Here is a 13,677-nt window from a genome sequence, read left to right as displayed (position 1 = left end):
TGGTAATCTGGTATTACTCTTTTAAAGATTCTAAACATTTCCCTATCATTGCAGTCAGCAATGATGGTGCACAAGATTAAAAATAGTATATCGATAAGTGAGTAGGAGATATTTGTTGACTGACGCAGTTATTGAATATCAAAAAGATAACACTAAAGGAACAAAAATATAATAACAGCTCGCTGATGAAATCATTATCAGATCATAAATATTGATTCAGGTTAATCATCGAATGTTGTATAAAAACAATTGTGACCTTATCCTGCCCGTCTGAGTAAATAATTACATGAATTAATGTTGAAGACTGTGTGGGAGCTAAATAGTTATATGGACACTTATCCGATGCAAGCACGGACAGTTCTTTTTCTGACAAAGTAGTCACACACATATATTCGGCTTCGTGGGTCCAGATGAACATCCGTACTCTCGGGCCTCATTAACGCAATGGCCTGCTATGGTCCAGCTATTTGTCAGGTTCACAGAGAGTCGGTTATACCTGTCAGCACATCAACTCTTTGGACTTATTAAAATCAGTAGGTTACTCTTATACTCTGTTTTCTGGTTTACAAGCGCCCAAGCCACCTGGGGATTTTTGTTAGCCAGTGCGACTACGGCATTATTTACGCCGCTGCGGGAAATGATACCTTTGGTGATGCCTATAATATTCGCTTTTTGAGATTCTCGAATGGTCAGTGTTAATGTTCATTGCCCCCGTTGTCAGTCTGCTCAGGTTTATCGTCATGGGCAAAACCCGAAAGGACATGACCGATTCCGCTGCCGTGACTGTCACCGGGTGCTTCACTCACTTACGCTTACGAAGCCCGTAAGCCCGGTGTTAAAGAGCAGATTACCGAAATGGCCTTCAACGGGGCAGGCGTTCGTGATACCGCCAGGACACTGAAAGTTGGCATTAACACCGTCATCCAGACTTTAAAAAACTCTCGCCACGACGAGTTGTCATCTCCGGTGGCCCATGCTGATGTAGCACTTATCTGCGAACTCGACGAACAATGGAGCTTTGTCGGCAGTAAAGCTCGCCAGCACTGGCTATGGTATGTATATAACACGAAAACGGGTGGGGTATTGGCCTACACTTTTGGCCCACGTACTGATGAAACCTGTCATGAATTACTGGCACTGCTAACCCCCCTTTAACATTGACACGATAACCAGCGATTACTGGGGGAGTTATGCCAGAGAGGTACTGAAGGAAAAGCATCTGACCGGCAAGATTTTTACTCAGCGCATTGAGCGCAACAACCTGACGATGAGAACCCGAATCAAACGGTTGGCCCGCAGAACCATCTGCTTCTCACGCTCTGTTGAAATTCATGAAAAGGTCATCGGAGCCTTCATAGAAAAATACATGTTCTACTAATTGGATGTATTACCCATGAAATATATAGATGTGAAATACCTATGAGTAGATTTTTTAAAAAAAGCAGACACGGATGAACAGGTCTGCTTAAACAATGGGATGAAGTTAAAAACAGTTGGTGTAAAATACAAATATATATCATAAATACCATGTATTCAAATTACTGCCATGAAAGTCATTATTATGTGTGACGCCTTTGATATCAAAAATAGTTCTATCTTTTTTTGCAATAGACTCAAATTCACCAACAGTCATTTTAGTATAAACATCATGTGCAACAGCAATCACTATGGCATCCATATCCGATAACTCTTCTAATGGGATTAAATCAATGTCATATACTTGCTTCACTTCTTGTACATTAGCATATGGATCATTGACCAAGACATCAAATCCCCATGATTTCAATCCTTCAATCAAATCGATAACCTTAGAGTTACGGATGTCTGGACAGTTTTCTTTGAATGTAAGTCCAAGTATAGAAATCCGAGCCTCATTTAAAAGGAGCCCCTGCTTTGTCATTTTTTTTGCGATTAAAGAGGCAATATATGCCCCCATGCCATCGTTAATCTTTCGCCCAGCAAGAATTACATCTGGTTGATATCCTAATAATTTCGCTTTGTATGTAAGATAATAAGGATCAACGCCAATGCAATGCCCCCCGACTAGACCAGGCTTAAAATTTAAAAAATTCCATTTGGTACTTGCTGCTTCTAATACCTCAGATGTTTCAATCCCCAGATGATTACAGATAATTGCCAATTCATTCATCAATGCTATATTCAGATCACGTTGAGTATTTTCAATTACTTTCGCTGTTTCCGCGACCTTAATATTTCCAACCTTATACACGCCAGATTTGACAACAGAACCATACACATCAGCAATAATGTCAAGGATATTAGCTTGCTGAGCTGATACTATCTTTAAAATATTTGTAAATCGACGTTGCTTGTCGCCAGGATTAATTCTTTCTGGTGAATAACCAACATGGAAATCCGTCCCACATACCAGACCTGACATGTTTTCTAACACAGGAACGCATATTTCCTCAGTGGTGCCAGGGTAAACAGTAGACTCATAAATAACTATATCACCCTTTTTAATTTTCCCTCCAACAATTTTTGAAGCTTTAATTAGAGGGGCCAAATCAGGTTGTTTTGAGTTGTTTATAGGAGTGGGAATACAAATAATATGAAAATCAGCCTTAGCAATATCTTCTGATTGAGTCGTAAAAAGAATGTCAGCAGACTTTAGCTCGTCTGATTCAACCTCTCTCGTCAAATCAATTCCTGATTTTAACTCTTCAATCCTTCTCGTATTGATATCAAAGCCAATACACTGTCGATTTTTACCGAAAGCAACTGCAACCGGTAAACCAACGTAACCCAAACCAATAACTGAAATAGTACGATGATGCATATTTTTCATGGTTAAATCCTTATTTAACATTACGACAAACCTATTAAATATCACATGCATTACAGTTAATTACCTATCTTTTAGAATTGACAAAACGGCAATTGCATTAAAAATATCGAATTGTATATTCTTTAATAAGATATTCTATCGTCTGCAATAGTTCGTTTTGTGAATATCCTTCGAACAAAAAAGCACCTGCGGTATGAATATACCCGCCGGTTTTGTCTATTTTTGCTCCAATAATTGGATGCATAACGTTAAGAATGTTTGGTAACTTATTCTTGGTTGGATAACTTATGCTTTTTACATAGCAATCAGCACAGTCAGGAATAGGAAATAGAAGCCACCCATATAATTTATCTTGTGCTTTAGCGTGTTTTAATTTATTAATATCAAGATTTCCATAAATTTGTAATCTAATACTTTCTTCGAATAGATTTACCCCCCATCTTTTTTCAATGCATTGAGCAAAAAAAGCTCCACCAACCCTCGACCCAACTTCTAAAAAAAGAATATTCTGATGACTATCGATGAATAATTCCAAATGAAATGCACCGAGGTGCAATCCCAGAGCATTGAGTGAATTTTTTGCAAAACTCTTTAACTCAATTTGCTGATCATTAGTGTCATCCATCATCATTACACCAACTGGAATTCCATTAGCAAATGCATAACAACTATTGTAGTATTGATGTACTTGGCAAAAGATCAAATTGCCCCCAGCCATGAAACCATCAAGATGAAAAATGTTTCCATCAATAAATTGTTCAGCCTCGTAATTATCAAGTTGTTCGTTAATTTCAGCAATGTCTTTATCAAGCATAGTTTGTGAAAGGCAAATTTTCACTCCCCTTGAGCAGGCACCATCTAAAGGTTTTAATACCACAGGAAATCCAAATTTTTCAATAATCTCGTCAACATTAGAAGCAGAAGTAAATGCTGGTATAGCAATTCCATGTTGTTTTAATATTCGTTTCATTAGCATTTTATTGCGGAATTTATTCACATCTTTTTCGCGGTCTCCTAAAATATTTAATTCATCTCGTAGTTCGGAAGCTATCAATATGTCTTCTTCATTCAACGCAACAATTCTATCTACCGGTGTTCTGAGATTGATGTCACGCACAGCTTGTTTAACAGATTTAATATCGTTTAATGACTCTAATTCAATTATCTGCGATGACATTTTTTCATTTAGATGAAGTCCCAAAATACTCTTGCCATCAACGACATAAAAAACTTGATTAGAACGATGATCAATCACCCCATAATAGTTTGTATATCGGTTATCCCAATTCCATCCATAAAACCTTCGGTTGATAATGACAATATTCATTGTATTATCCTCTCATTGAACAAGTTAAATCATCAAAGATTTCTCTTATGCCGGTTAACAATCATTAAGAGTTTACCTGTCGGCATTATAACAAGCAAAAGCCCAAATATTGCAATGCAAATACCTTGCATCACAGAAAGAGTAATTGGTTCTTTTAAAATAAGGGCGGAAAGTATAGTTGATGTAACTGGCATTACTATTGTGAATATACCAACTGTGGTTGCATCAATCTTATCAACCCCTTTGAACCAAAGCACAAAAGAAGCGATATTAACAAATACAGCTGTATAAATAATTGGAATCCAATCGGCCATATTATGGCTGAACAAATAGAATTTTTTTAAGTCATAAAGTCCAAGAGGCAAGAAGAGAATCGCCCTAATAGTGCATAAATAAAAATTGGATGTAATAGGATTGAGTGGCTCATAGGAGATTTTTTTTCGAATGACCGTGAATAATCCTTCACAAATCATTGCGGATAAAAAAAGCGCTATACCTGCTGTCGTCGACCAACCACTGTTGAGAATAAACTGAGAGGATTGGCAGATAATTACTCCTGTAATACTCACAAAAATCCAAGAAATAACATAAAAATTAACTTTTTCTCTGAGTAAAAATATTGACAGCAATGCTATTACAACTGGAGTTAGCGCAATTAGTATTCCAACCATTGAAGCAGAAGACCAATAAAGGCCATACAGAAAAAACACACGAAATAAAACAACACCAAAAAATGCTTGAAGAAAAAGATACTTAAATTGGGCCGCGGTAATCTTTGGGACTTTTCCTACAATCCATAAATGAATAAGATACATTCCGACAGATGCAATTCCAAGTGTTAATACACTGGAAAGCATGACAGGGAATACGGTGATAACTTTTTTACCAACTACAGATAAACTACCAACAATAGCCATTGCCAGCGATAACTCAATATATGCTGTGTGCCTGTCTTTCATTGTATGGTCTCTATAATCTATTTGTTAACAATTGTTCCTTGTCAGCATTTATTAGTTCACGTTGCTGAATAGTCAGATACAGCACGCATAAACTTAGAAGCACGTTCTATAGCACAAGAAGGTTGTTTGATTTCTTCAATCAATGCGCTACCTATAATTACACCATCAACATTTTTTGACGCCTGTGCAACTTGTTTAGCATTGCTAATACCGAAACCTAGGGCTATAGGTGTCCGTGTATATTTTCTAATTGATTTGGCAATTATTTCCAAATTAGGATCCATCTGTTTGCGCTTACCCGTAACGCCTGTCACAGAAATAAGGTAAATAAATCCCGTAGCCTGACTGGCAATTAATTTTATTCGTTCCTCTGATATATTAGGTGGTATAAAATGAATAAAGTGTATTTTATTATTGTTAAGGATTTTTTTTAACTGAGCACACTCTTCAAGCGGTAAATCAGGGACAACCACGCCAGACACATTTGCTTTCTTACATTGAATTGCAAAGTTTTCTAAACCATTTTGTAGAAGAATGTTATAGTAAGTCATTATTACAAGGATTGCAGAGTTTTTTTTCTCATTATACGCAGATAAAATATCAAATACTTGATCGGGAGTGATACCGTTATCCAGTGCCAGTTGTGAAGAATGCTGTATTACAGGGCCATCAGCAAGAGGATCACTATAAGGTATTCCTACTTCAATAATATCGGCTCCATTTGCAGATAGAGTCTCAAGTAGTGATAATGATAACTCTTTTTCAGGATACCCCATAGTAAGAAAAGGCATAATTGCAGCTCTACCGTTCTTCTTGGTTTCTGCAAATTTTCTGTCAATTTCATTGATAAACATCGTATTCATAGATATCCCCTATTTTTATCACGCTCAAATATGGCGAGCATATCTTTATCACCACGACCACTGATATTAACGATCACTTTATCGCGAGGTAGGAAGGTATTTTTTAACTTGATCAATCCAGCAATAGCATGAGCGCTCTCTAAGGCAGGAATCACACCCTCTAATTTCGTCAGCAATTTTAGAGCTGCAAGTGCTTCATCATCACTCGCACTGACATATTCTGCCCGACCTTTTTTCCATAAGTGTGCGTGTTCAGGCCCTACCATAGCGTAATCAAGTCCAGGAGCAATACTATGAGTTTCTTGTACTTGCCCCTCACTGTTTTGCATTAAAAAGGAGTAGCAACCTTGAAGAACTCCAGGCTTCGTATCTACCCCATCTGCCAGACGTACAGAGTGATGGCCTGAGGGAATGCCTTCACCTGCTGCTTCTACGCCAATTAAACGGACTCCAGGCTCATCAATGAATGTATGGAATAGCCCAATAGCATTGGAGCCTCCCCCGACACATGCCACAACAGCCTTTGGTAGTTCACCCGGAAACTTTTTTTGAAACGCTTGTTTTGCTTCAATACCAATAATTTTTTGAAACTCACGAATTATCCTAGGATAAGGGTGGGGCCCGAGTGCAGAACCAAGCAAATAATAAGTATCTGCAACATTAGTAACCCAATCCCTGATAGCTTCGCTTATAGCATCTTTTAACGTACGGGCGCCATTTTCAACAGAAACAACAATTGCACCAAGCATTTCCATACGGAAGACATTTAGCTTTTGACGTGCTATATCCACCGCCCCCATATATATGGTGCACTTAAGACCAAGAAGGGCACACACTGTCGCTGTTGCAACACCATGTTGGCCTGCACCAGTTTCCGCCACAATACGTGTTTTCCCCATTTTTTTAGCTAACAACGCCTGACCCAACGCGTTATTAATTTTATGGGCTCCCGTATGTGCAAGATCTTCTCGCTTTAACCAAATATTAAAACCCAAGTGCTCCGATAAATTTCTGGCAAATGTTAAAGGGGTAGGACGCCCGACATATTCCTCCAGAAGTTCACATAGTTGTAATTTAAAATCAGGTGATTGAGTTATCTCATCAATTTGAAAAACAATCTCTTCAATTGCTGGCATAAGTGTTTCTGGTACAAAGCAGCCACCATATTCACCATAATAAGCAGACATATTCGAAAAGCTTGCATAGTTTCCTTCTTTACTAGTTTGCTGTTGATTGTTCATACTGAACTCCAATAGATTCCAGATTCTTAACTGCCTGTTCGATAGCCGAAAAAACAGCAGTCTGTGTAATGCCCGGCACTTGACACGCAAGTAGCCAAACACTTCGAGTTGAAGTACGGATAGCTTGAGATTGACTGTCGCGGACGGAAAACAAAGAGAGTACTTTTGAAGTATCTCGCAATATTAATATTCCTGCCTCAAGTTCGATTGAGTTGTCTGCTCCCAATCCAAGAAATTTTTCTCCTCCTTTACTAAAGCTCAATTGTAAATTCCCTTCTACACATTCAGCATCAAATACGCCTAATGATATCTCTGTTTGCACGGCTGAAATATTAACGGCATCGACTACAGGATGAATATTAGGGAAACGAATATCATTTTTAATTAGACAGCGAATAATTAAATTTGCCACCGAAGGTGGTTGTTTTTTAATATCAACCCCGAGAGATCTCATAAAATCAGCATAATACTTTTGCTCCCCCCCATTCAGTACATCTGATCGACTTTTTCCTCTCCATTTTTCATGGATAGTTTTGAGAATTTCATTCCAACTTTTATTTTTTATTTTATCAATAAATAATCTTACTCCAAAGACTCTCACATCAGGAAAACGATCTTGTACCAAAGATGATTTTCCGATTTCTATGACGTTTAATTTATCATTGCGTTCATTTTCGATATCTAGACTTAACATTTTTCGTCCTGCCTTCACTTAAATTCGATTGGATCAATGAATGTGATTATTTCTGTGAGACGTAGATTAAAATCATTGGCACAGAACAATTGGTCCGATTCAATTAGGATATTATAATGATTTGGGAAATGACATTCATCAAAACCAATGACTCGACCAACATAACTTTCGCCAGCAAACACTAAGTCATTTTTTTCTATAACTCCGGGATTTTTAATCTCGATAAAACCAATAAAACCGACCTTATCAATGAGATCTCTTGGTTTTAATGAATGGTGGGTCGTGGTTACAAGTTCATGAATTTCTCCTCTTCTGACGCATCGAGATGAAAATTCGATCAACGTCATTCCTCGATCATTTTGTTTATGAAAGAGCTTTTTGACAATTTGTCCCGAAACAATCACTTTATTACCGATTGATTCACTCCTAAATTTCGCTTCATGATAATTCATATAATCGAACCTTTTTATCTAAGTCATAGCATTCATTAACCAATTCAACAGCTGCAATACCTTCTTCACCTGATCCCCGCTTTTCCGCTATATGCAGAGAGAAATCATCTATCACCCTCTCATATTCATGAAAAAGAGAAGCCTTGAAGGTCGTGCAGCCTTGCAGCATATCACCAGATAACGTAGTCCCATCCTTCATAAAAATGACGACTCTTTTGTCCTCCCCTTGTGGATAGGTCCAGTCTAAAAATGTTCTAATCATGATTCCTTGTTTATTTTCTAGGTCAATAACGGCCTTAATATCAAGCTCTTTTTCATCTCGTGTGATAGAAACATTTTTTACTGATAATGCCCCTATTAACCATATAAGTGTATCAAATGCATTAGGGCCATTATCTGCAATACAGCCGCCTCCACATGCCGCAGGATCCAAATACCAAGTGTCATGACCTGCGTGTTCCTCTATTTTTTCCAGGTAGTAAAGTTCTACTTTAGCCACTCCTTCGAAAGAGGGTAGCTTGGCTTTCAATTCAATCATTGGTTGATTGTAGCGACGGTGGAATGCAGTAAATAGGGTACGGTTAGCAGCTTTAGCTATATGCTGTAATTGTTTCGCTTCATTCACACTCAAGGTCAATGGCTTCTCACAGCAGACATGCTTTCCATGAGCTAACGCATCCTTACATGCAGTAAAGTGTAAACTATTTGGGAGATTGATGATAACGGCGTCGATTTCTGGATCCTTCAATAGATCCCTATAGTCTGTATAAACAGCAATTTGAGTCGATAAATAGGCATAAATCTTTTGAGGATTCAGGTCACATACACCTTTGAGTATTGCGATATTTGAATTCACTAATGCGGCCAAATAATATTTCGCAATCACACCCAACCCAATAATCCCGATGTTAATCATAATATCGACTCCAGAAGTTGTATATTATTCTGCTGCGCATGCACGTTGAGTTCTTCGAATAGAGTAGCCGGTATAGGAACGCCAAATTTATTACGCTTATCCCTTAGAATCTCATCGGGATATCCTGCGTAATGCAAAGGTGGAAAATTATCAAACATTTTTGTTTCTAAATATCGTTCTAACATCCTCATCATCCGCTTTTTGAAAGCGGGAACAGACATAAAATATGCGGTATTTAGTACCAAGAAAAAATGGCCTATATTGTTACATTCGTTCTGTTTTTCTAATAAAGAAACATCCGCACCGGATAATACACCTGAAAGTATTTCAACCATCATATTTAGTCCAAATCCTTTATGACCTCCGGAGGTTTTCTCCCATCCCCCTAAACCAGGCAAAAAAGCTTTTTTAGAATAATAAGCATCCGGATCGGTTACTGGATCGCCATGTTTATCGTATAACCACTCCTTAGGAATGTTGCACTTACGCTCTCTGGCTTGTTTGATTTTCCCACTAGCACAAATCGTAGTGCTCATATCTAAAACGAAATCTGGTAGTCTATCTACAGGAACGGCCAGAGATAGAGGATTAGTACCAATAACTGGTTGCCTACTTCCCATAGCATGAGCAACAGGTTCAGCTCCCAGATTAGTCATCGCTAACCCTAACATATCTTCCGACAGTGCTAATTGTGAATAATATCCCGCAGCACCAAAATGAGTACTATTGCAAACACTCACAACGCCAACACCAAACTTTTTGGCTTTGTGAATCGCATTGTGCATGGCTTTTTCACCAGCATTTAAACCAAGCATACGATTAGCATTCAAACCCATAACAGCCTCCTGATCACGAAGAACAGTCATTTCTGCTGAAATGTCGATGCGCCTATCTCGGATACCAGTAATGTAGATAGAGAGCAAGTTGAGGACACCATGCGTATCCAGTCCTGATAAGTCGGCGTAGAGAAGAGTATCAGCGGCTTGCTTTGCTGCCATAGTTTGAACGCCCTCATGGATAAAAACTGTCTCAATAAAATTCCTTAATTGTTGCACTCCGACAAAAATATCTTTCATTTGATCACCTACATGTTTATATAGAGTGAAGTAGGGGTTAGCTGCATTACAGTTTATTCCGTGACTGACTGAATTCATCAAGTAACCTCAGAATAGTTTGACTAAACGATTCAAGCTGTTCAATTGAAATTTCTTCCTCTGCTGTATGTGCTCCATTTAATTCCAAAGACCCGGGGCCATACATAATGGAATAACAGTCTTCACGCTGCCCCCACATTGCATCGCATGTGAAGGTTTGCTTTTCGTTAACGTGCCGAACAATACCAACCTTAGCGAGCATATCTTCAAAAGTTACATTCCGATTTTTTAAAACAGGTAATCCTTTTTTAAGCCATCTATAGGAAAGTATTTGTTCAATATCGCCTGCCGACACCCGAAATAGTTCTAATAGTCCAAATTGTTTTTTGAAATACCTTTTTGCTTTAGTGACCCCTCCCTCAAGAAGCTCTTCTATAATTACCCCATCTTCAATAGAATGATAGGAGAAATTAATTAGCATTTTCCCGCTGCCATAAACCCTGTTATGCATTTCACCAGTGTGAATACCGGCGACTGTCATTTTTACTTTATATTTATTCAACTCAGACGCAAGTTCTTTTGACAACATGACAGTTAGATAAGATAGGATAAGGGTAGCATTGTGCCCAGCCCAAGGTGAATCGTCTGTTGTGCCATTCCCGTTGACCGTGAATTCAACGGTCATTGATGTTGTGGAACAATCATAATATTTAGCTTCTGAAGGTATAACGAATAGATTTAGTGTACCATAATAACCCTTTTCAAATAGAATCTTACTCCCGTAAGTTCCCATGGCACCACCTTCTTCCCCTCCAACTGCCTGGATGAGTACTCCTGTATTATCATTATTTTCCTTATTTTCCAGCCAATACTTTATTGCTGACAAAACTGCTACACCAGGCCCTTTATTATCAATAACTCCTCGACCACTAATAACGCCATTCTGTATTTTTACAGGTAGAATTGGCCCAACAGTATCCATGTGAAAATTAAACATGATTGTGTTATCACGGTCTTCCCATTGCCCTGCGCCTAATACGATGGATGGTTGATTTGTGAAAAAAACCTCACCTAATGAACAATATTTTTCCCTTACTGAAAGAGGGATGTCAGCATTCCCCCTCCCAGATAACTGAGCAATTTTTTCTAAACCAAAAGATATTGCATGAGTACAGTAAATTTCTTGCGCAGATTCTAACTGAGAAACAACGCCTGTTTCCATTGGCGTAATTGTATTGATCTCTAATAGTTTTATCAGTAAATCTTGAGAGTCTTTGTTAAATAAAAGAGGTTGATTAATCACATTTCCCCCTTATAGAATGAAGGCGAATTTAAAGCAGTTTCCATTGCATCATAGACAAGTTCCTGTGACATTCGACCATAAGTAAGATAATTTTTATTTAATCCATACCTGTTCAATCTTTCTTGCTTAGCATGAACAATTATATCAATATGTGGTTCAATCGCAAAAAGTCCTTTATAACCCAATTTAAGTAAATGTATGATTAATTCTTTTAATCGGGCCACTCCTTGACCAGGAAAAGTATAAAAGACATTTCCATTCTTCTTTCTTATACCATCTTTTATATGTACGTGAACAATTCGGTTAAATGATTTCTGAATAAATTCTTCTGGATAGTTTTGATAGGATAGTCCATTACCTAAATCAAGCAATAATTTTAAGTAAGGAGAATCAATACTATCTAGTAAGTATTTAGCGTTCTGGGCATTAATTCCTGCCCATCCACTACAATTTTCGTGCACAAGCTCTATACCACCTTGAGCCGCCAAATCAACCAACCTTACAATTCGATTAATAGCAAGATCACGCCATTTCTCATCACAGTAACCATTATTCAGATAGGACATTATTCGAATATGTTTGTTACCAGTCAATTGGCTTATCTCAATAAGTCTTGTCAACTCTCCAATCTCAGTATCGAAATCATAATCCACAGAACGTTGCCAGTTACCGATTCGCGATGCGAGACAATTAACCTTTAAACCAGCATCATCAAGCTGACGTGCAACATTAGCGGCCAACGAACCAGTTAATGTATCTACAGGTTGTCCGGATATGTTACGTAGTTCGATATACTTCCAGTTCAGACTCCTATGTGCCCGAATTTGGGTTGCCAGATCCCATCCAGCTTCATCTGATAAGCCAGACATCCTCTCAATCATTTTCACTCCTTGAGAAGGCCTTCAAAGCCTCAATAACTTCAAATACCTCGAGATTGGTCATTTCTGGATAAAGCGGTAGTGCAACTGCATGTTCAGCAATATCGTTTGCATTGATGTATACATTTTTACTATCTACCCAAGGTGAAAACGCCGGTTGCGAAGTTAATGCTAGCGGAAAACCCGGTTTCGCCTCAATTGATTTTTCACGTAGATAATTAATTAATGTTTTCGGGTTAGTGGCCAGAAAAACATAGCTATAAGGTACTTCTTCAATATTCCCCGAAGTAAATGCTTCCGATTGCCGTTTCCAACCTATACCATCAATAGCTTTATCGTACTTATCAGCTATGGCCCTTCGACGCTCATTATTTGAATCCAATAGAGGTAATTTCATTTCAAGAAAAGCAGCATTAATATCATCCATTCGGCTGTTATAACCCAATAAGAAATGCGTGAATCTTACTTGGCCATCCTGACCATGATTCCTATACATTTTGCATATCCGGTACAATTGTTTATTGTGAGTTATGATAGCTCCACCGTCACCAAGCCCACCCAAGGGTTTGGCAGGAAAAAAAGAATAAACGCCGATATCACCCATTAAACCAGCAGCCTTGTTGTGAGCTCTACCTCCAAGGCAAGTAGCACTATCCTCAACAATTGATACGTTTTCTGGGAGGGCCGCTCTCAGTTCAGCGATATTAACCATATGACTGTATAGATGAACCGCAATCACTGCTTTGGTATGCTTCGTAACACGGGTGGCTACCAGTGGTGGAGACAACATGAAGGTATTGGGATCTACATCAACAAAGACGGGAGTTGCCCCAACAGAAGCAATGCTGCTAGCCGTTGATATGTATGACCATGCAGGCGTAATGACCTCATCACCTGGGCCAATATTCAACGCTTTCAGGGCAATGATCATACCATATGAAGCAGAACTTACTGCTGTACAATAGACATCGTCTGTGTTATTTCCTCGTTTTTTCAAATATTGGGAAAGGCTTCTTTCAAAAGATAGTACAGACTCTTTAAGGATAAACTGTCCATCCGAACAGTGTCTTGTGATTAGCTCCGGAAGTAATTGAGGCAAACTTTCATACCGTCCGGAATAATTAAAGAAACTTATTGTCAT

Annotated in this window: 12 protein-coding genes and 1 pseudogene; 1 reads left to right on the top strand and 12 read right to left on the bottom strand. The window is 38.4% G+C overall.

Annotated features, from left to right (window positions below; genetic code table 11):
- Nucleotides 1-685 precede the first annotated feature (685 nt).
- Nucleotides 686-1,378: pseudogene (locus tag MFP24_RS07165) on the top strand (IS1 family transposase).
- Between the two features lie 138 nt (nucleotides 1,379-1,516).
- Here the strand turns inward: MFP24_RS07165 and MFP24_RS07160 are convergent.
- The 12 genes from MFP24_RS07160 to MFP24_RS07105 form a co-directional block, all read right to left on the bottom strand.
- Nucleotides 1,517-2,809, bottom strand: coding sequence for a nucleotide sugar dehydrogenase (locus MFP24_RS07160; RefSeq protein ID WP_249232756.1), 1,293 nt, complete (start codon nucleotides 2,807-2,809; stop codon nucleotides 1,517-1,519).
- A 97-nt stretch (nucleotides 2,810-2,906) separates the two neighbouring features.
- A complete protein-coding gene (locus tag MFP24_RS07155) occupies nucleotides 2,907-4,136 on the bottom strand; it encodes an ATP-grasp domain-containing protein (RefSeq protein WP_249232755.1) in 1,230 nt (409 codons plus the stop codon).
- A 32-nt stretch (nucleotides 4,137-4,168) separates the two neighbouring features.
- A complete protein-coding gene (locus tag MFP24_RS07150; RefSeq protein ID WP_249232754.1) occupies nucleotides 4,169-5,095 on the bottom strand; it encodes a DMT family transporter in 927 nt (308 codons plus the stop codon).
- 56 nt (nucleotides 5,096-5,151) lie between these two features.
- Nucleotides 5,152-5,958, bottom strand: coding sequence for a tryptophan synthase subunit alpha (gene trpA / locus MFP24_RS07145; protein ID WP_249232753.1), 807 nt, complete (start codon nucleotides 5,956-5,958; stop codon nucleotides 5,152-5,154).
- Nucleotides 5,955-7,199: a tryptophan synthase subunit beta gene (gene trpB / locus MFP24_RS07140; protein WP_249232752.1), complete on the bottom strand. Its 1,245-nt coding sequence runs from the start codon at nucleotides 7,197-7,199 to the stop codon at nucleotides 5,955-5,957. The genes trpA and trpB overlap by 4 nt, the downstream gene beginning before the upstream one ends.
- Nucleotides 7,177-7,893 (bottom strand): phenylalanine--tRNA ligase beta subunit-related protein, encoded by a 717-nt coding sequence (locus MFP24_RS07135; RefSeq protein ID WP_249232751.1) that lies wholly within the window; start codon nucleotides 7,891-7,893, stop codon nucleotides 7,177-7,179. Before MFP24_RS07135 ends, trpB begins: the two co-directional genes overlap by 23 nt.
- Before the next feature lie 14 nt (nucleotides 7,894-7,907).
- On the bottom strand, nucleotides 7,908-8,345 hold the full coding sequence (locus MFP24_RS07130; RefSeq protein WP_249232750.1) for a DUF6917 domain-containing protein: 438 nt from the start codon (nucleotides 8,343-8,345) through the stop codon (nucleotides 7,908-7,910).
- Nucleotides 8,332-9,261, bottom strand: a complete 930-nt coding sequence (locus MFP24_RS07125; protein ID WP_249232749.1) for a Gfo/Idh/MocA family protein — start codon at nucleotides 9,259-9,261, stop codon at nucleotides 8,332-8,334. The genes MFP24_RS07130 and MFP24_RS07125 overlap by 14 nt, the downstream gene beginning before the upstream one ends.
- Nucleotides 9,258-10,337: an Ldh family oxidoreductase gene (locus MFP24_RS07120; RefSeq protein ID WP_249232748.1), complete on the bottom strand. Its 1,080-nt coding sequence runs from the start codon at nucleotides 10,335-10,337 to the stop codon at nucleotides 9,258-9,260. The genes MFP24_RS07125 and MFP24_RS07120 overlap by 4 nt, the downstream gene beginning before the upstream one ends.
- A gap of 46 nt (nucleotides 10,338-10,383) precedes the next feature.
- Complete coding sequence (locus MFP24_RS07115) at nucleotides 10,384-11,658, bottom strand: M20/M25/M40 family metallo-hydrolase (RefSeq protein WP_249232747.1); 1,275 nt, start codon at nucleotides 11,656-11,658, stop codon at nucleotides 10,384-10,386.
- A complete protein-coding gene (locus MFP24_RS07110) occupies nucleotides 11,655-12,539 on the bottom strand; it encodes a sugar phosphate isomerase/epimerase family protein (protein WP_249232746.1) in 885 nt (294 codons plus the stop codon). The genes MFP24_RS07115 and MFP24_RS07110 overlap by 4 nt, the downstream gene beginning before the upstream one ends.
- Complete coding sequence (locus MFP24_RS07105) at nucleotides 12,532-13,677, bottom strand: DegT/DnrJ/EryC1/StrS family aminotransferase (protein WP_249232745.1); 1,146 nt, start codon at nucleotides 13,675-13,677, stop codon at nucleotides 12,532-12,534. Before MFP24_RS07105 ends, MFP24_RS07110 begins: the two co-directional genes overlap by 8 nt.

This window comes from Brenneria tiliae (assembly GCF_023347575.1).
Taxonomy (GTDB): domain Bacteria; phylum Pseudomonadota; class Gammaproteobacteria; order Enterobacterales; family Enterobacteriaceae; genus Brenneria; species Brenneria corticis.
The sequence above is the reverse complement of the archived record's forward strand: the minus strand, read 5'-3'. Positions and strand labels throughout refer to the sequence as shown.

Excerpts from the sequence above, each read along its gene's own strand:
- MFP24_RS07135 (WP_249232751.1), bottom strand. The coding sequence starts at position 7,893 with ATGTTAAGTCTAGATATCGAAAATGAACGCAATGATAAATTAAACGTC.
- MFP24_RS07160 (WP_249232756.1), bottom strand. The coding sequence starts at position 2,809 with ATGAAAAATATGCATCATCGTACTATTTCAGTTATTGGTTTGGGTTAC.
- MFP24_RS07155 (WP_249232755.1), bottom strand. The coding sequence starts at position 4,136 with ATGAATATTGTCATTATCAACCGAAGGTTTTATGGATGGAATTGGGAT.
- MFP24_RS07110 (WP_249232746.1), bottom strand. The coding sequence starts at position 12,539 with ATGATTGAGAGGATGTCTGGCTTATCAGATGAAGCTGGATGGGATCTG.
- MFP24_RS07150 (WP_249232754.1), bottom strand. The coding sequence starts at position 5,095 with ATGAAAGACAGGCACACAGCATATATTGAGTTATCGCTGGCAATGGCT.
- trpB (WP_249232752.1), bottom strand. The coding sequence starts at position 7,199 with ATGAACAATCAACAGCAAACTAGTAAAGAAGGAAACTATGCAAGCTTT.
- MFP24_RS07125 (WP_249232749.1), bottom strand. The coding sequence starts at position 9,261 with ATGATTAACATCGGGATTATTGGGTTGGGTGTGATTGCGAAATATTAT.
- MFP24_RS07105 (WP_249232745.1), bottom strand. The coding sequence starts at position 13,677 with ATGACAATAAGTTTCTTTAATTATTCCGGACGGTATGAAAGTTTGCCT.
- trpA (WP_249232753.1), bottom strand. The coding sequence starts at position 5,958 with ATGAATACGATGTTTATCAATGAAATTGACAGAAAATTTGCAGAAACC.
- MFP24_RS07130 (WP_249232750.1), bottom strand. The coding sequence starts at position 8,345 with ATGAATTATCATGAAGCGAAATTTAGGAGTGAATCAATCGGTAATAAA.
- MFP24_RS07120 (WP_249232748.1), bottom strand. The coding sequence starts at position 10,337 with ATGAAAGATATTTTTGTCGGAGTGCAACAATTAAGGAATTTTATTGAG.